The 16,664-nt window shown below is 69.2% G+C and carries 18 protein-coding genes; 9 read left to right on the forward strand and 9 right to left on the reverse strand.

Going from position 1 to position 16,664, the window contains the following annotated elements; genetic code table 11:
- Window positions 1-183: 183 nt before the first annotated feature.
- The 3 genes from ABQJ56_RS12720 to ABQJ56_RS12730 form a co-directional block, all read right to left on the reverse strand.
- Window positions 184-930 carry a class I SAM-dependent methyltransferase gene (locus tag ABQJ56_RS12720; protein WP_367845383.1) on the reverse strand — a complete coding sequence of 249 codons (747 nt, stop codon included), beginning with the start codon at window positions 928-930 and terminating at the stop codon, window positions 184-186.
- Window positions 914-1,186, reverse strand: coding sequence for a hypothetical protein (locus tag ABQJ56_RS12725; protein ID WP_367845384.1), 273 nt, complete (start codon window positions 1,184-1,186; stop codon window positions 914-916). The genes ABQJ56_RS12720 and ABQJ56_RS12725 overlap by 17 nt, the downstream gene beginning before the upstream one ends.
- Window positions 1,187-1,282: 96 nt before the next feature.
- Window positions 1,283-3,343 (reverse strand): M3 family metallopeptidase, encoded by a 2,061-nt coding sequence (locus ABQJ56_RS12730; protein ID WP_367845385.1) that lies wholly within the window; start codon window positions 3,341-3,343, stop codon window positions 1,283-1,285.
- 104 nt (window positions 3,344-3,447) lie between these two features.
- Between ABQJ56_RS12730 and ABQJ56_RS12735 the strand changes: the two genes are divergently transcribed.
- Window positions 3,448-5,169 carry a patatin-like phospholipase family protein gene (locus ABQJ56_RS12735; protein ID WP_367845386.1) on the forward strand — a complete coding sequence of 574 codons (1,722 nt, stop codon included), beginning with the start codon at window positions 3,448-3,450 and terminating at the stop codon, window positions 5,167-5,169.
- A 48-nt stretch (window positions 5,170-5,217) separates the two neighbouring features.
- Window positions 5,218-5,748: a gamma carbonic anhydrase family protein gene (locus ABQJ56_RS12740; RefSeq protein ID WP_367845387.1), complete on the forward strand. Its 531-nt coding sequence runs from the start codon at window positions 5,218-5,220 to the stop codon at window positions 5,746-5,748.
- Window positions 5,749-5,754: 6 nt separating this feature from the next.
- On the opposite strand, the gene ABQJ56_RS12745 is transcribed toward ABQJ56_RS12740, so the two are convergent.
- The 3 genes from ABQJ56_RS12745 to aroE all read right to left on the reverse strand — a co-directional run bounded on the left by ABQJ56_RS12745 (window position 5,755) and on the right by aroE (window position 9,120).
- Complete coding sequence (locus ABQJ56_RS12745) at window positions 5,755-6,303, reverse strand: hypothetical protein (protein ID WP_367845388.1); 549 nt, start codon at window positions 6,301-6,303, stop codon at window positions 5,755-5,757.
- A 104-nt stretch (window positions 6,304-6,407) separates the two neighbouring features.
- A complete protein-coding gene (locus tag ABQJ56_RS12750; RefSeq protein ID WP_367845389.1) occupies window positions 6,408-8,150 on the reverse strand; it encodes a peptide-N4-asparagine amidase in 1,743 nt (580 codons plus the stop codon).
- A gap of 139 nt (window positions 8,151-8,289) precedes the next feature.
- Window positions 8,290-9,120, reverse strand: a complete 831-nt coding sequence (gene aroE / locus ABQJ56_RS12755) for a shikimate dehydrogenase (protein ID WP_367845390.1) — start codon at window positions 9,118-9,120, stop codon at window positions 8,290-8,292.
- Window positions 9,121-9,257: 137 nt separating this feature from the next.
- On the opposite strand from aroE, the gene ABQJ56_RS12760 reads away from it, so the two are divergent.
- On the forward strand, window positions 9,258-9,494 hold the full coding sequence (locus ABQJ56_RS12760) for a hypothetical protein (RefSeq protein WP_367845391.1): 237 nt from the start codon (window positions 9,258-9,260) through the stop codon (window positions 9,492-9,494).
- Window positions 9,495-9,669: 175 nt separating this feature from the next.
- Here the strand turns inward: ABQJ56_RS12760 and ABQJ56_RS12765 are convergent, their stop codons facing one another.
- Entirely contained in the window at window positions 9,670-11,154 is a 1,485-nt protein-coding gene (locus tag ABQJ56_RS12765) for a RimK family ATP-grasp domain-containing protein (protein ID WP_367845392.1), read from the reverse strand.
- Between the two features lie 218 nt (window positions 11,155-11,372).
- On the opposite strand from ABQJ56_RS12765, the gene ABQJ56_RS12770 reads away from it, so the two are divergent.
- Complete coding sequence (locus ABQJ56_RS12770; RefSeq protein ID WP_367845393.1) at window positions 11,373-11,846, forward strand: GNAT family N-acetyltransferase; 474 nt, start codon at window positions 11,373-11,375, stop codon at window positions 11,844-11,846.
- 68 nt (window positions 11,847-11,914) lie between these two features.
- Here ABQJ56_RS12770 and ABQJ56_RS12775 read toward each other — a convergent pair whose 3' ends face one another.
- Window positions 11,915-12,193, reverse strand: a complete 279-nt coding sequence (locus tag ABQJ56_RS12775) for a hypothetical protein (RefSeq protein ID WP_367845394.1) — start codon at window positions 12,191-12,193, stop codon at window positions 11,915-11,917.
- A 189-nt stretch (window positions 12,194-12,382) separates the two neighbouring features.
- Between ABQJ56_RS12775 and ABQJ56_RS12780 the strand changes: the two genes are divergently transcribed.
- Complete coding sequence (locus tag ABQJ56_RS12780; protein ID WP_367845395.1) at window positions 12,383-12,946, forward strand: dienelactone hydrolase family protein; 564 nt, start codon at window positions 12,383-12,385, stop codon at window positions 12,944-12,946.
- Between the two features lie 9 nt (window positions 12,947-12,955).
- Here the strand turns inward: ABQJ56_RS12780 and ABQJ56_RS12785 are convergent, their stop codons facing one another.
- Window positions 12,956-13,645 carry a hypothetical protein gene (locus ABQJ56_RS12785; protein ID WP_367845396.1) on the reverse strand — a complete coding sequence of 230 codons (690 nt, stop codon included), beginning with the start codon at window positions 13,643-13,645 and terminating at the stop codon, window positions 12,956-12,958.
- 123 nt (window positions 13,646-13,768) lie between these two features.
- On the opposite strand from ABQJ56_RS12785, the gene lptM reads away from it, so the two are divergent.
- The 4 genes from lptM (at window position 13,769) to xerC (ending at window position 16,456) form a co-directional block, all read left to right on the forward strand.
- The gene (lptM, locus tag ABQJ56_RS12790) at window positions 13,769-13,972 is read left to right on the forward strand and encodes an LPS translocon maturation chaperone LptM (RefSeq protein WP_367845397.1); all 204 of its coding nucleotides are present in this window, start codon (window positions 13,769-13,771) and stop codon (window positions 13,970-13,972) included.
- Window positions 13,973-13,982: 10 nt separating this feature from the next.
- Window positions 13,983-14,816, forward strand: coding sequence for a diaminopimelate epimerase (gene dapF, locus ABQJ56_RS12795; RefSeq protein ID WP_367845398.1), 834 nt, complete (start codon window positions 13,983-13,985; stop codon window positions 14,814-14,816).
- A 61-nt stretch (window positions 14,817-14,877) separates the two neighbouring features.
- On the forward strand, window positions 14,878-15,564 hold the full coding sequence (locus tag ABQJ56_RS12800) for a DUF484 family protein (protein ID WP_367845399.1): 687 nt from the start codon (window positions 14,878-14,880) through the stop codon (window positions 15,562-15,564).
- Window positions 15,565-15,568: 4 nt separating this feature from the next.
- Window positions 15,569-16,456: a tyrosine recombinase XerC gene (gene xerC, locus ABQJ56_RS12805; protein WP_367845400.1), complete on the forward strand. Its 888-nt coding sequence runs from the start codon at window positions 15,569-15,571 to the stop codon at window positions 16,454-16,456.
- Window positions 16,457-16,664 lie beyond the last annotated feature (208 nt).

The following is a 16,664-nucleotide window of genomic DNA, read 5'->3' on the forward strand; positions in this document are numbered from 1 at the left end:
TGGGCTTCTTCTTGGCGTCAAAACTTAACGAGGCGAACGAACGCTGCTTCATCGAGGATGTGCTTCCGGGGGCTCATCGCTATGATGCCTCAGTCGGGGAATAGATCAGAGCATCCCTAACCGTGGATTATTGATGCTTTATCAAAATAGAAATGGAATAAAATTACTCCGCCGCCGATCACTTCATCGGGAAACTGCCCTTGGTGCATGGGCAGTTACAAATTGGCACCATCCAGTTCGCAGCCAGTAGGCAAACTGCAGTGACACCGCATCTCCTGTTTCACGATAGTGCGCAAGCAAGTCATTTTCGAAGACGGGCATGCGAATGACAGCTTGCGCATCCACGATCAACCCTGCATTTTCTAAATGGTGAAGTATATCCGCTCTGCTTGGTAGATCTTTGTGTGTTCGATCATCATAGAAGTTCGCAGTGATGTGTGCGAAACCCACTTTCAAAAGCTCTTGACTGGTTGGACAAAACTGCGATTCGTGCGCCGGCCATTCAATATAGATTCGCCCATTAGGCTTTAGGCGCGAGGCACACCAGTTTATGTATCCGCTTCGATCCTCTATATGTTCGATGAAGTGAGATGAATAGATCGCATCGAACTCCCGCCCGCCAAATTCCGGCAAGCGCTGGTCCCAATTCCCAAGCTCATATCCATCATATCTATCAAAACCCGCTCCTTTTTCGAGAGAGTATGCAAACAGCTTTATATCCAATCGCTTCGGAAGTGGCCAATGCCTGAACACCTCAAATCCACCATCGCCCGCACCTACATCAAGCATGGACGCATTTGCCGGAAGGGTTTTAAGAAAAATCGCACGCGGATGTTGTGCATGATAACGCTCTAGTACCTCCTCGACAGGATGCACCGGCTCTATCTTCCGTCCAAACCACTGCGTTATGGATTCAAATTCGTTGCCCACTGGCATAATCTCCGCGGTTCAAGCGCTTGGTTTCATCATTGGATTTACTGCACGGCGATGATGCACACCACTGCAAGGAATGGAAGGAATTAATCGATCCTCGGAACATCAGGTTATTCGCCAACACCATGGTGAAATAATCCCGATAAAGCCACCCCTGTTCGGCTTCGCGGGCCTTGTATGCATGCATATCCACTGTTGCATTCTGCTTGTTCGCCTTGTGAGTGGCAAGCTGCTTCGTCGTGTCCTTGCACATTTATCGGATCTGCAACATGAGGGCTGAACAAGTGGGTGGGAACTAATCCTTCGCCTTTATAGCGAAAAGCCCACCACATGGCGGGCTTTTTATCACTTACTCCAGCAACCCGTGGCTGCGCAGCAGCGCCTCCGGCTCCGGCTTGCGGCCGCGGAAGGCGACGAAGCTCTCCAGCGCCGGTCGGCTGGCGCCCACGGAAAGCACTTCGCGGCGGAAACGCGCGCCGGTGGCGGGGTCGATCACGCTGCCGCCCTGCTTCGCCGCGTCCTCGAATGCGCCGAACGCATCGGCGCTGAGCAGTTCGGCCCACAGGTAGCTGTAATAGCCGGCCGCGTAGCCGCCCGCGAAGATGTGGCTGAACGCGTGCGGGAAGCGGTGCCACGCCGGCGGATGCAGCACCGCCACCTGCTTGCGCACCTCGCCCAGCACCGCCAGCACGCGGGCGCCCTCGGCGGGGTCGTAGCCCAGGTGCAGGGTGAAGTCGAACAGCGCGAACTCCAGCTGGCGCACCAGGAACAGGCCGGCGTGGAAATGCCGCGCGGCCAGCATGCGCTGGAACAGTTCCTCCGGCAGCGGCTCGCCGGTCTGCCAGTGGCGCGCGAACAGGTCCAGCGCCTCGCGGTTCCAGCCGAAGTTCTCCATGAACTGGCTGGGCAGTTCCACCGCGTCCCACTCCACGCCGTCGATGCCGCCGATCGAGGGCAGGGCGATTTCGGTGAGCAGGTGGTGCAGGCCGTGGCCGAATTCGTGGAACAGGGTGAGCACGTCGTCGTGGGTGAGCAGGGCCGGGCGGCCCTCGGTGGGCGGCGCGAAGTTGCAGGTGAGGAAGGCCACCGGCAGCTGCTTCGCCTCGCCGTCGTCGAAGCGGGCGCGGCAGACGTCCATCCACGCGCCGCCGCGCTTGCCGGTGCGCGCATAGAGGTCGACGTAGGCGCCGGCGAACACGCGGCCGTCGGCGTCCCTCACGTCGTAATAGCGCACGTCGGGATGCCATACGTCGACGCCTTCGCGCTCGGCGAGCGTGATGCCGTAGAGCTTGTGCACGATCGCCCACAGCCCGGCTGTCACCGCAGGCAGCGGGAAGTAGGGCTTGAGCTGTTCCTCGTCGAGCTCGTAGTTCTGCTGGCGCAGCTTCTCGGACGCATAGCCCACGTCCCACGGTTCCAGCATGTCCAGCCCCAGTTCGGTGCGCGCGAACTCGCGCAGCGTGGCCAGCTCGCGCTGCGCCACCGGCTTCGCGCGCGCGGCGAGGTCGTGCAGGAACTCCATCACCTCGGTGGGCGAGCCGGCCATCTTGGTGGCCAGCGATTCCTCGGCCGCGTTGGCGAAGCCCAGCAGCTTCGCGGCCTCGTGGCGCAACGCCATGATCCGTTCGATGCGCGCTGAGTTGTCGTATTTGCCCGCGTGCGGGCCCTGGTCGGAGGCGCGGGTCTGGTAGGCCCAGTACACCCGCTCGCGCAGCGCGCGGTTGTCGGCGTAGGTGAGCACGGCCTGCACGCTGGGTTGCTTCAGCGTGACCAGGTAGCCATCCAGATCCTGGTCCTTGGCGTACTGGCGCAGCACCGCGCGGCCGGACTCGGGGATGCCGGCGAGATCGCGCTCGTCGGTGACGTGCTCGTGCCAGGCGTCGGTGGCGTCGAGCACCGCGTTGGAGAATTCGGTGGAAAGCTTCGACAGCTCCACGCCGATCTCGCGGAAGCGGGTGCGCGCAGGCTCCTCGAGCGCCACGCCGGAGAGCCTGAAATCGCGCAGCGCGTGTTCCACCAGCGCGCGCTCGGGCCGGCCCAGTGCGCCGAACGCGGGGGCATCGGCCACCGCCTGCACCGCGGCGTACAGCGCACGGTTCTGACCCTGCTCGATGCCGTAGTCGGTGAGCTTCTCCTCGGCCGGGCCATAGACCTCGCGCAGCGCGGCGCTGTCGGCCACCGAGTGCAGGTGCGACACCGGCGCCCAGGCGCGATTGAGGCGTTGCTCCAGCCGTTCCTGCGCCAGCATCACGTGCGCGAAATCGCGCGGTGCACCGGGCGCGGCGAGCGCGGCGATGGCGGCGCGGTCATCGGCGAGGATGGTGTCGATCGCCGGCGCCACGTGTTCGGGGCGGATGCGGGAGAAGGCCGGCAGCGCGTCGTCGGCCAGCAGCGGGTTGTCTTGGTTCATGGAAGCTCCTTGTGCGCGCCAAAGCGTGACGAGCGACCCCGGCGAAATCAAGCGCAGGACCGTGCGGGCGCCGGCTGTCATCGCCCGGGCGTAGCATCCGCGGCATGGAGCCAACCGATCTGGCCGAACTGATGGGACGCACCGCGCTGTTCGCCCACCTGGGCGAAGCGCAACGCGCGGCGCTGGGGCGGCAGATGCGCTGGCTGTGCCTGCCCGGCGGGCAGTATCTGTTCCAGGCCGGCGAGCCGGCCGACGCGCTGTACCTGCTGCGCAGCGGCAGCCTCGGTGTGTTCGACGGGCCCACCACCCTGCTGCACCAGCTGGCCGCCGGCGAATGCGTGGGCGAGATCAGCCTGCTCTCGGGCGGCCACCATCATCTCGCCGTGCGCGCGCTGCGCGACTCGGAGCTGCTGCGGCTGGATCGCGCCGCGTTCGAGGCGCTGGTCGAACACCATCCGCGCGCGATGCTGGACGTGGCCCGCGTGGCGATGCAGCGCCTGCTGCAGAACGAGCGCAGCGACACCGCGCCGGACAAGCCGCGCACCTTCGCGATCCTGCCGGTGGATGCCGGCGTGCCCGCCCATGCGCTGGCGCTGCAACTCGGCCGCGCACTGGAGGCGTACGGCAACTGCGTGCTGATCGACGCCGAACTGGGTGCGGGCCGCGGCAGCGACTGGTTCGCCGAGCGCGAGGCGCAGGCGCGCTTCGTGATCTACCTCGACCGCAACGGCGACGCGCCGTGGCGCCAGCGTTGCCTGCGCCAGGCCGACGTGCTGCTGCTGCCGGCGCTGGCCGCGCTGCCGGCGCGGCCGTGGCCGGAAGCCGCGCCGGGCCACCCTTCGCGCGCACGGCATCGCCCACGCCACCTGTTGCTGCTGCATGCCGGCCGCCAGGTGCAGCACGGCGCGGCGCAGCGCTGGCGCGCCCAGTTCAGCGGCGCGCTGCAGCACCACCACATCCGCGGCACGGACGACATCGCGCGGGTGGCGCGGCTGGTCAGCGGCCACGGCCGCGGCCTGGTGCTGGCCGGCGGCGGCGCGCGCGGGCTGGCCCACCTCGGCGCGCTCAAGGCGCTGCGCGAAGCCGGCCACGTGTTCGACGCGGTGGGCGGCACCAGCATCGGCGCGATCATCGGCGCCGGCGTGGCCGACGACTGGGACACGCCGACCCTGCTGCGCAAGTTCCACGCCGCCTTCGTGCGCGGCCGCCCGCTGTCGGACTGGACGCTGCCGCTGGTGGCGCTGACCCGCGGCCGCCGCGCCGCCTGGCTGCTGCGCGAGGCATTCGGCGCGATCGACATCGAGGATCTCGCCACGCCGTTCTTCTGCGTCTCCACCAGCCTCTCCGGCACCGGCCGCGTGGTGCATCGGCAAGGGCCGCTGTGGCTGTGGCTGCGCGCGTCCAGCGCGATCCCCGGCGTGCTGCCGCCGGTGCTGCACCACGGCGAGGTCTACGTGGACGGCGCGCTGGTGGACAACCTGCCCACCGACGTGATGGCCGCGGACGGCCTCGCCCACCTCACCGCCGTGAGCATCCGCGCCGACATCGAGCTGCGCAGCGGCATCGAGGATTTCGCCACGCCGCCGTGGTGGCGGTTGCTGCTGCAACAGCGCCGCGGCCCGCGCTGGCCCGGCCTGGTCTCCACCCTCACCCGCGCCGCGATGGTCAACAGTGAGGAGACCAGCGAGCACTGCCGCGCGCTGGCGCAACGGCTGATCACCCCGCCGCTCGACCACGTCGGCATGCTGGACTGGAAGGACTGGCAGCGTGCCGTGGAAGCGGGCTACCGCGAGACGATGCGCGTGCTCGAAGCGGAGCGCGCCTGACTCCCCTCCCTTCGGGAAGGGGCCTTGCGGCGCGGCTAGAATGGGCGCATGAATCCGCTGCGCAGCTGCAAGGGCATCGCCCCCGTCCTCGGTGAACGCGTCTACGTCGACCCCGCCGCCAGCGTGATCGGCGCCGTGGTGCTGGCCGACGATGTCTCGATCTGGCCCGGCGCGGTGCTGCGCGGCGACGTGAACCACATCCGCGTCGGCGCGCGCACGAACATCCAGGACGGCGCGATCGTGCACGTGGCGCACCAGGGTCCCTATGGCCCGGGTTATCCCTGCCTGATCGGCGCCGACGTCACCATCGGCCATGCCGCGGTGGTGCACGCCTGCACCATCGAGGACGGCTGCCTGATCGGCATGCACGCCAGCGTGCTCGACGGCGCCGTGGTGAAGCGGCACGGCTTCGTGGGCGCCGGCGCGCTGGTGCCGCCCGGCAAGGTGGTGGGCGAGCGCGAGCTGTGGCTGGGCAACCCGGCGAAGTTCGTGCGCAGGCTCAGCGACGACCAGGTCGAACAGTTGATCTATTCGGCCGCGCATTACGTGCGGCTGAAGGACGACTACCTCGCCGGCTGAGTGTCGTCACTGCGGCGCTGCGGCGCTGGCCTGCTGTGCGCTGATCGCCGCCGCCTCCTCCGCATGCCTGCGGCCGAGCAGCGTGCGCTGGGCATCGAGGTAGCCGCCGAGCAGCGCCAGCTTGTAGTTGTCGGAGTGGTATTCGTAGTGCGCCGGGTCGTATTTGTAGTTGCCGGCGTCGTAGGCGCGCAGCAGCTGCAGCTCGCGTTGCGCCTCGTCCAGGTCGCCCGTGGCGATCGTCTGCTCGACATCCGCGCAGGCCGGCTTGAAGGCATCGCGCAGGTTGTCCAGCGCGGTGCGGTTGTGCGGATCGAGCTGCAGCACGCTGAAGTAGAACTCGAACGCATTGCTGCCCACCGGCGCCACGCGGCGGCCATCGCGCAACGCGTCGGCGGCGAGGCCGAGCAGGACGTGGACGCCGCTGTCGTCCGCGGCCGGCCCGGCCGCGGCACGGGCATTCCAGTGCCACCAGCCGCCACCGGCCGCCAGGATCAATACCAGGAGACCACCCAGCCAGACCGGGCGGCGAGAGAAAAACGAAACGAGACCTTGCATGACACCCCGCCTGACCGGAACCACGGCCGCGACCGTCCCGATGGACGACCGTGGCCGTGGCGGCAAGCTAGCGGCGCATCATGTCAGGGCGATGACTCGCCGATTCACCAGCCGGTCAACGCGTCGCCTTGCCAGGACGAGCCGTCCGGATGGCTGAACCAGTACACGCCGTTCTGCCCGCCGGGGCAGCCCTTGCCACGGGTGTACGCCGTCACCGCACCGGCCGCCGAGCCGACCCCGCCGCGATAGCAGCCACCCAGCGTGTCGCGGTAGGCGAATGCCTGCGTGCTGGCCTGGCCGGTGTGCCCGGTGAAGTTGCCGCCGGCGTCGAAGTCCAGCGTGTCGGCGCTGTCCACGGTGTTGTCCACCCGGTCCGCATACAGCGGGAAGCCGAAGAATCCGGTGGAGCGATCCAGCCGGTAGCCCTGCGCCACCGTGGTGGCGACCGCCACGCTGCCATCCGGGGCCACCTGCTCGTTGTAGTCGAGGCGGAAGGGGTAGCTCACGTGCTGCGTGTATGACGAACCGTCGCTGCTGCTGCTCGTCCCGTCCATCGAGGTGAGCTGGTCGGTGACCTGCCGGTAGGTGGTGGCGTTGATCGTGAAGGTCTGCGTGTCGGCGAAACCCACGGTCTGGTCCACCGTGTTCTTCACGCGGCCGTGCGAGGTGTCGACATAGCCCTCGATGGTGAAATGGCGCTTGAGGTGGGTGGTGATGCCGCCGTTGCCGGTGCTGTCCAGCGTGCTGGCTATCGTCGGCGTGGGCGCCTGGCCGGCCAGGGTGTTGCGCGTCACGCCGCCGGTGACCTGGCTGCTGTGGCTGTCCTGGTACACCAGCAGGGTCGCGGCGGTGGAGAAGTAGTTGTTCGCGCCGGCCACGTTGAGCGCCACCGTGTGCTGCGCACCGTCGCTGAGCATGCCCGCGAACGGACTGAGGTCGACCCGGTACGGCATGAAGTTCAACGTCTGCACACCGGTGACCGGCCGCCACAGGTAGGGATCGATGCCGCCGGTGTAGACCCACGGATACACCGGCGCCACGCCCGCGGGCTGGCCGTCGATGCTCACCTCGGCCTCGCGGAAGTTGCCGCCGCCGCACTCCTGCACCGCGGCGGCGTACTGGTCGGGCACGCAGGTGTACCAGAACTCGTCGGCGTTCTGGCTTTGCGCGAACACGTCGAGGTAGGCGTGCACCACGTTGCGCGGCAGGGTCAGCGTCTTCGACAGCTGGTCGGTGGAGGTGGCCAGGTTGGTGACGCTGCCCACCGGGTCGCTGCCCAGCGGAATCACCTGGTCCGGCACGCGCGGTGCGGGCGCGCGCGCCGAGGCCGGGTAGAACAGCAGCTTCGCGCTGCCGTGGATCACGCCGGTGTAGGTGCTGCTCACCAGGTTCCACAGGATCGCCTGGCCCTGCCCGGCGTTCCGCAGCAATGCGCTGTAGTCGGTGAGGTCGCGCTCCACGTGCCAGCTCGGCGCCACCGTGGACGAGGGCTCCTCGGTGGTGCCGAAATACAGGTCCACGCCGCCCAGCCAGATCGAGGCGGTGCGGTCGTACTGCACGCCTGCGGTCACCGAGAAGTCCGCCTCCAGCACCACCTTGGCCCACTTCGTGCCGCAGCCGGCGGGCGGCGTGTAGCTGTAGGGCCGCGTGCCGAAATCGTTGAACACGTCGTCCTGGAACAGTTGCACCACGCAGGGCTGGCCCGGCGGGCGCGGCACCGCCGGGTCGGCGGTGGTCACGTTGGTCGAACCGACCGGACTGCCGCCGGTGGCGGCGAAGGCGCTGCAGGCAAACCACGACAGCCCGGCAGCGGCCAGGCAACGACCGAACATCCCCATGCGCAGCATGCGATTACCCCTTGCGTGCGGGCCCGTCGTGAACAGGCCCAGCCACCCCCTGCGCCGGGCATGCTGGCACCGGCGCTTTTAGACGGGGTCAAATGGGCCGCGCGAAAAGGTGATGTGCTTGGCAGGACGCGCCGCGCGCTCAAACCGCCGCACGCAGCGCCTGGTACACCGGCTCGGTATCGGGCCGCCTGCCGTGCCACAGCTCGAACGCCTCGGCGGCCTGTTCCACCAGCATGCCGAGGCCGTCCCAGGCGTAGCGCGCCTTCGCCGCCTTCGCCCACGCGACGAAATCGATGGCCGCCGCGCCGTAGGCGAGGTCGTAGCAGAGCGCACGCGCGCCCACCAGCGACATCGGCAGTTTCAATCCGCCGCCCAGCACGCCGGCCGACGTGGCGTTGACGATCAGGTCGTAGCTGCCCAGGTTCGCGAGGTCGTCCCAGTAGCGCGTATGCACGCGCGCGGGCTCGCCGATCGCATCGGCCAGCGCATCGGCCGTTTCCGGCGTGCGGTTGACGATGGTCAGCGTCTGCACGCCCGCATCCAGCAGCGACCACGCCACGGCCCGCGCCGCGCCGCCGGCACCCAGCATCAGCGCGTCGTGGCCGCGCAAATCGACGCGGTGACGCTCGGTGAGGTCCCGCACCAGGCCGGCACCGTCCGTGTTGTGCGCGGCCAGCCGGCCATCGGGCAGGCGGCTGAGCACGTTCGCCGTGCCGGCGCGGGTGGCCGCCTCGCTGCGTTCGCCGGCCAGCGCGAAGGCCGCACCCTTGTGCGGCAGCGTGACGTTTGCGCCCGCGCCGCCCGCAGCGAAAAAACCGTGCACCGCCGCGGCGAAGTCCACCGGCGCCGCATCGATGGTGCGGTACTCCAGCGCGATGTCGCACTGTCGCGCGAAGGCCTGGTGGATGCGCGGCGACAGCGAATGCGCGATCGGGTGGCCGAACACGGCGAACTGGGACGGCTGGCTCATGCGGCGCTCCTGCAAACAGGCGGCCATTGTATGTGGCGCGGCGTGTCCGGACCGGCCTTCGTAGGCCCAGGCGGACCGTCGCAGCTTCTGAGATGGCGAGCCGGCACGCTGCCTCCATCGCCCGCGAGGAAACCGCCATGCGCCTCACCGCCATCGACCATTGCCGCCACGACCGCCTGCTCGGCATCGCCCTGCTGTGGCTCGCCGCCGGCGGCGCGCTGCTCGCCACCACCCTGGTGCCGGCGCGCACTGCGCTGCTGGGCTGGGCGCCGCTGCTGTGGCTGCTGGTGGCGCCGCTGGCGCTGCTGCTGATCCTCGAACCGGGCCTGCCACGGCAACTGCTGCCACGACGGCACGCGCGACGCCGGCACTGATTCCATCTGGCAGTGGAACAGCCGCGACGGGCAGGTCGCGGCGAGGGTAGTCGGGGGCGGGCCGGAGGCCATGCGTTGCCCGACAGCGTGAGGGAACACGCCGGCCGCCGGCCGTTGCAGGGAGGCAACGGCCGGCGCGACCCGCTTGCACAGCGTTGTCGCGCCGACTGCGCCCTCAGTTGCCGATACCCTGCCGCTTGCGTTCCATCCGGCGCAGGAACTCCTGCATCACGCGCAGGTACAGCTCGCTGCCGAGATGCGCGTCCTCGACGCCGGCGTCGATCGAGGGGTTGTCGTTGACCTCGATCACCACCGGTTTGTCGTCGACCTGCTTGAGGTCCACGCCGTAGAAGCCGTTGCCCACGGCGCTGGTGGCCTTGAGCGCCAGTTTCACCACCTCGGGCGGTGCGCGATCCACCGGCAGCGTTTCGAAGCCGCCCGACTTGGCATCGCCCTTGGCGGCGTGGTTGTAGATCTGCCAGTGGCCGCGCGACATGTAGTACTTGCACGCGTACAGCGGCTCGCGGTTGAGCACGCCGATGCGCCAGTCGAACTCGGTGTAGACGTATTCCTGCGCCAGCAGCAGCGCGCTGTGCTGGAACAGCTCGGCGCTGGCCTGGTCCAGCGCCGCCTCGTTCTCCACCTTGACCACGCCGCGCGAGAACGAGCCGTCGGGGATCTTCAGCACCAGCGGATACCCCAGCCGCGTGGCGACTTCCTTCATGCCCTTGCTGTCGTCGCGGTAGAGGATCTCGGTGCGCGGCACGGCGAGCTTGCGCGAGACCATCAGGTCGTTGAGGAAGATCTTGTTCGTGCAGCGCAGGATCGAGGCCGGGTCGTCGATCACCACCATGCCCTCCTTCTCCGCACGGTGGGCGAAGCGATAGGTGTGGTTGTCGCTGGCGGTGGTCTCGCGGATGAACAGGCCGTCGTATTCGGCGAGGCGCTGGTAGTCGTTCTTGCCGATGGTGTCGACCTCGATGCCGAGCTCCTTGCCGGCAGCCACGAACTGCTTGAGCGCCTTCTTGTTCGACGGCGGCATCTGCTCGGCGGGGTCGACCAGCATCGCCAGGTCGTAGCGGTACAGCTTGCGCGCGCGCGGCTTGCGCCACAGCTTGCGCGAGAAGCGGTCCAGCTCCTCGGCGAACGCGTCCTCCTGGGCGTCGTCCAGCGTGTGCAGGCCCACCGGCTTGATCGAGCTGACCTGCCACACGCGGTCGCGCTCGAACTCGATGCGCAGCAGCGGGCAGGGGAAGGATTCGAACACCTGCCGCGACAGGTCCTGCAGCGCGGGGTAGGCGGTCTCGCCGAAGTAGACCAGGATGCCGAAGTCGGTGGTGTCGCGGCCGCCGGCCGGCAGGAAGTGGGTGAGCTTGGTGTTGAGATCCTCGATGTCCACGCCGTACAGCGAGCGCCGGCGCAGGTCGTTGATGGTGCGCACCGAGGGCATCACCCGGTGCCCGCGCGCCTCGGCCAGCAGCGACACGTAGTAGCCGGTGCCCAGGTACTTGTAGCTGCGGCACAGGTTGATGACGTGGGTGCGTTCGTCGTCGCTGCCCACCGGCTCGCGCAGGTAGTCCATCGCGCTGACCACGTCCACCGACGGGTAGTAGGAACCCCAGTCGGAGGCTTTTTCGACCACGATGACCAGACGGGCCATGTCACCACTCAGGCTTGCGATTGCGGGGGACGCCCTGCTCGCAGGGCGGCGGGGAACGCGAGCGCGCAGTGTCGCATGGCGCCGGCGGTGTGCAAGGCGCGGCGCTGAAGCCCGCGTAAACACGCCCTGCGCGCCGCGATTGCCGCCCCGCCGGCGGGGCACTACAGTCCGCCCGGCTTGCCGCCGTGCCGGTCGTCCGCTCCAGGGAATCCATCGCCATGCCGCCAGCCAACGTGCGCATCCGCTCCGCCGAGCTCTCCGATCTCGACGACCTGGTGGCGCTGGAGCAGCACAGCTTCAGCAGCGACCGGCTGAGCCGCGCGCAATTCCGTCGCCACCTCGACAGCGACAGCGCCAAGGTGCTGGTGGCCAGTACCGGTCCGCACCGCTTCCTCGGCAACGCGGTGGTGTTCTTCCGCAAGCGCAGCGGCGTGGCGCGGCTGTATTCGATCGCCACCCATCACGCGGCGCGCGGCCAGGGCGTGGGCAGCGCCCTGCTCGACGCCGCCGAACAGCTGGCGCACCGTCGCCACTGCCGTGCCATGCGGCTGGAAGTGCGCGCCGACAACCACGGCGCCGTGCGCCTGTACGAACGACAGGGCTACCGCCGCATCGGCCATGCCGCGGGCTACTACGAGGATGGCGGCGACGCCTGGCGCTACGAGAAGCTGCTGGCAAGGCCGGGCGCCTGAGAATCCGCCGCCCGGCCTTGCCGCATGGCGGCAAGGCCGGTACCGCATTCACGCCTGCGGTGCGGCCGTCACCCGTGATGGCGGTTTGCCGCCGCCGCTGCCGCCTTCAGTTCGCGGCTGGCCTGGTCGAGCAGGTCCTTCGCCTTCGCCGCGTGGCCGTCCATGTCCCATTCGTTGGCCTGCTGCGCGGCAACGATGCGGTGGTAGGCCTGGTCGGTGAGCCGCTGCGCCGCGGCGATGTTCGGATGGCGATGGGTGCTGACGTCGCGGACCGGCTGCGTGGCGAACGCGGCGGCGGTGGCTAACGACAGGGTGGTGGTCAGGACGACTCCCGCGAGCTTCTTCATGTGCGTCTCCCCGGTTGAGTGGATGCCGGCAAGCACAGCGGCGCCGTGGCCGCCGCGTCGTGGCGGGGTGAATCTAGCGCGGCTTCGATTCAAGTTCCTGCGCCGCATTCGTTCGGCCGGATGAAGCACGGTGGCGGTGCGCAGTCGCGCGGCTATCATCCGCCCATCCCCGCCCACAGGCTTGCCGGCATGGCCGATGTCGTCGTGTTCCATCACGCCCAGGGACTCACGCCGGGCGTGCTTGCCTTCGCCGACGAGTTGCGCGCGGCCGGGCATCGGGTCGCCACGCCGGATCTCTATGCCGGTGCGACCTTCGACACGCTGGAGGCCGGCATCGCGCATGCCGAGCAACTCGGCTTCGACACCGTCATCGAGCGCGGCGTGGCGGCGGCCGGGCCACTGCCTTCCACGGCGGCCTGCCTCGGCTTTTCGCTGGGCGTGATGCCCGCACAGAAACTCGCGCAGACGCGTGGCGGCACGAAGGGCGCCATCCTGCTGCATGCCTGCGTGCCGCCGGAATACTTCGGTCCCTGGCCGCCGGGGCTGCCGCTGCAGATCCATGTCATGGAGAACGACCGGCTGGGCGACGTCGACGTCGCCCGCGAGCTCGCCGCCACGGTCGACACGGCGGAGCTGTTCCTCTACCCGGGCGAGCGGCATCTCTTCACCGACCGCAGCCTGGGCGAGCACGACCCGGATGCGGCGGCGCTGCTCATGCGGCGCGTGCTGGCCTTCCTGCAACGGCTCGCCTGAGTCCGCCCGTCAGCCGCCCAGCGGCGAGCTGATGCGCTGCTGCGTGGCCGCATCCGGCCGCGCCACCAGGGCGCCGCTGCGCGAGAGGCTGACGCTGTAATGGCCACCATCGACCAGCGGCAGGAAGGTGCCGCTGCCGTAGACCGCGTCCACCATCGGCAGTGCGCGCGGGTACTGCCGGCGCAGGTCGAGCAGGTCGAAGCCGTCGGCGGAGCCGAGGCCGATCACGGTGCGCGGCGCGCTCGCCTCCTGCATGGGATCGTCGTAGCGCCCGTCGATGCGGTCGAGCCGGTACAGCGACGGCAGGCCGGCGAGCAGGGCGGGCAGCTTCCATTTCAGCACCACCGCCTCGACGCGCCAGCCGTCGCCCGCCAGATCGAGCTGGCGCGTGCTGCCGTCAGGCCAGCTCAGGGTCAGCGCCCAGCGTTGCGGCGATAGGATGTGCGCGTCGATGTCGACCACCGGGGTCTCCTCGCCGAGCAGGCGATAGCCGCGCAGCGCCCAGCCGCCGGTGCCGAACAGCACGGCGAGCGCGAAGCACGCCACGCACAGCAGTGCATGCCAGGCCGCGGCCAGCCGCGCGCCGGCATCGAGGCGCCGCCGCAGCTGCAGCAGCTGCAGCAGGCTCAGCAGCAGCAGGACCGCCGCCAGCACCAGCAGCGCAGTGGCGGGCAGGCGCAGCAGCTCGATCGGGTTCATGGGGATTTCCGGGAGAAGACCGCTGCATGATAAGCCGCGCCGGTGCGCTCGCTATACTGCATGTGTCATCAACGGCCGTCGCCGCCGCGCGCGCCGCCCTGTCTTCCTCACTGGTGTCCGACCATGCGCCGACCGCTGCTGCTGCCGCTCTGCCTCGCCGCCGCCATGCTTGCCGGCTGCGGCAACAAGGGCCCGCTGTACCTGCCGAACAATCCGAACCCGCCGGTCTACGTGCCGCCGAAGGCGCAACCTGCGCCGGCGGCCTCGCAGGCGGCGCCGGCGCCGGCACCGGCGACCAGCAGCGCCATGCCTGCCGCCACGCACTGAGCGCGCACGGATGCTGCGCTTCTCCAAGATGCACGGGCTCGGCAACGACTTCGTCGTGCTCGATGGCCGCACTGCTCCGTTGTCGCTGAACGTCGCAAGCATCCGCGCGCTGGCCGACCGCCGCACCGGCGTGGGCTTCGACCAGCTGCTCAGCGTGGAACCGGCACGCGATCCGTCCTGCGCGTTCTACTACGGCATCTGGAACACCGACGGCTCGCCCTCGGGCCAGTGCGGCAACGGCGTGCGCTGCGTGGCGGCATGGCTGCACCGCGCCGGCACGCTGGCGCTGGGCGAGGCGGTGCGGCTGGAGAGCCCGTCCGGCCCGGTGACGGTGCGCCTGCTCAATGCGCACGAGGTCACCGTGGACATGGGCGAACCGGTGTTCGCGCCGGCGCGCATCCCGTTCGCGGCGGAAGCCGAGGCGGATCGCTATGCGATCGAGGTCGACGGGGACGCACTGGAGATCGGCGCGGTGTCGATGGGCAATCCGCATGCGGTGGTGATGGCCGAGGCGCTGGCCGAGGGCGTGCCGGAACGGCTGGGCCCGGCGCTCAGCACGCATCCGCGCTTCGCCGCGGGCACCAACGCCGGTTTCGTGCGGCGCGCCGACCGCAGCCACCTCCAGCTGCGCGTGCACGAGCGCGGCGCGGGCTGGACGCAGGCCTGCGGCACCGGCGCCTGCGCCGCCATGGCGGTGCTGCGCCGGCGCGGCGAAGTGGACGAAAGCGTGCAGGTGGACCTGCCCGGGGGCGCCTTGCGCATCGCCTGGCCCGGCCCCGGCCACACGTTGTGGATGACCGGCCCCGCCGCCTTCGTGTTCGAAGGCACATGGCTCGCGGATTGATTCGACAGGTGCGTCCATCGCACACTCGGGTCACTCACGCAGCGGTCCGAGGAAAACGCGCATGAACGCTCCCCTGTCCGATGACGCCACCGAAGCCGGTGCCGTCGCGGCTTACCTGAAGCAGCACCCTTCCTTCCTCAGCGACTACCCCGAGCTGGCCGCCCAGCTCACTGTGCCGCGCGAGCAGGGCCCGGTGGCCTCGCTGGCCACCTACCAGCTGCAGCAGCTGCGCGAGAAGAACGCGGAGCTGGAACGACGCCTCGCCGACCTCACCGCGATCGCCGCCGACAACGAGCGGCTGATGGAGCGCGTGCATGCGCTCACCGTGGCGCTGCTGCGCGCGAACACGCTGGAAGTGACCACGCGCACCATGATGGCCCGGCTCAGCGAGGACTTTCACACCGAACAGGTACGCCTGCTGCTGTTCGGCAACAACGCCGACCTGCCGCGCTCGAACTGGCTGCGCCAGGTGGGCGGCGGCGCCGCGGAACTGCCCGAGCTGGCCGAGCTGCTGCAGCGGCACGAACCCGTCTCCGGCCGCCTGTCGCCCGACAAGCTGGCGTGCCTGTTCGGCGACGAGGCGCCTTCGATCCGCTCGGCGGCACTGATGCCGCTGGGCGAGGCCGGCATCCTCGCGATCGGCAGCCAGGACCCGGACCGCTTCCAGCCCGGCATGGGCACGCTGTTCCTGAAGATGATCGCCGCCACCGTCACCGCCGCACTGGCGCGGGCCCGCGACCTGGCTTGATGCGGTGACGGCGCCGGCGCAACAGGTCGAGACCTGGCTGGCTCGCCTCGCCGGCGAACGGCAAGCCTCGCCGCATACCGTGGACGGCTACCGCCGCGACCTCGCCAAGCTGCTGGCCTGGATGGAGGCGCAGGACATCGCCGGCTTCGCCGCGCTGGAACCGAACCGCATGCGCCAGTTCGTCGCCGCCCAGCATCGCGCGGGGCTGGCGCCGAAGAGCCTGCAGCGCCTGCTGTCCTCCTGCCGCAGCCTGTTCCGCCAGCTCAGCCGCGAAGGCGCGCTGGCGCACGATCCGCTGGCCGGCGTGCGCGGCCCCAAGGTGCAGCGCAAGCTGCCCGTGGTGCTGGACGTGGACGAGGCCGCCAGCCTGGTGGAAGCGGGCGGCGACGGCGCGCTCGGCGTGCGCGACCGCGCCATGCTGGAACTGTTCTATTCCTCCGGCCTGCGCCTGTCCGAACTGGTCGGCCTGCACTGGAGCGACCTCGACCTCGATGGCGGCGAAGTGCGCGTGCTGGGCAAGGGCCGCAAGACGCGCATCGTGCCGGTGGGCCGCCATGCCGTGAGCGCGCTGCGCGCGCTGGGCGACGCCGAAGGCCGGGCGCCGGAAGCGCCGGTGTTCCGCGGCCGCGGCGGCGCGACCATCAGCCCGCGCACGGTGCAGGCGCGGCTGCAGAAACTCGCGCTCGCGCACGGCTTCGCCAAGCACGTGCACCCGCACCTGCTGCGCCACACCTTCGCCAGCCACATGCTGGAATCCTCCGGCGACCTGCGCGCGGTGCAGGAGCTGCTCGGCCACGCCGACATCGCCACCACGCAGATCTACACCCACCTGGATTTCCAACACCTGGCGAAGGTGTACGACGCGGCGCATCCACGGGCCCGGAAAAAGTAAGCGCACTTGTTGCGTTAGGCCCAGTCCCCATGGGGAGCACGCGGGGAACGCCATGGACGGCGTCGGCTCTGAGGAGCGAGGAAGGTTGGGATGAAGGGTGGGTGCTTGCGCAAGCACTGGTTGTTGAAGCGGACTTCGACGAGGTTCCCCGCAAGATTGGCCCCTCACCTCAATCCTCTCCCCGCAGGGGAGAGGAGGCGAACGTGCT

This window comes from Rhodanobacter geophilus (assembly GCF_040812275.1).
GTDB classification, from domain to species: Bacteria; Pseudomonadota; Gammaproteobacteria; order Xanthomonadales; family Rhodanobacteraceae; genus Rhodanobacter_A; species Rhodanobacter_A geophilus.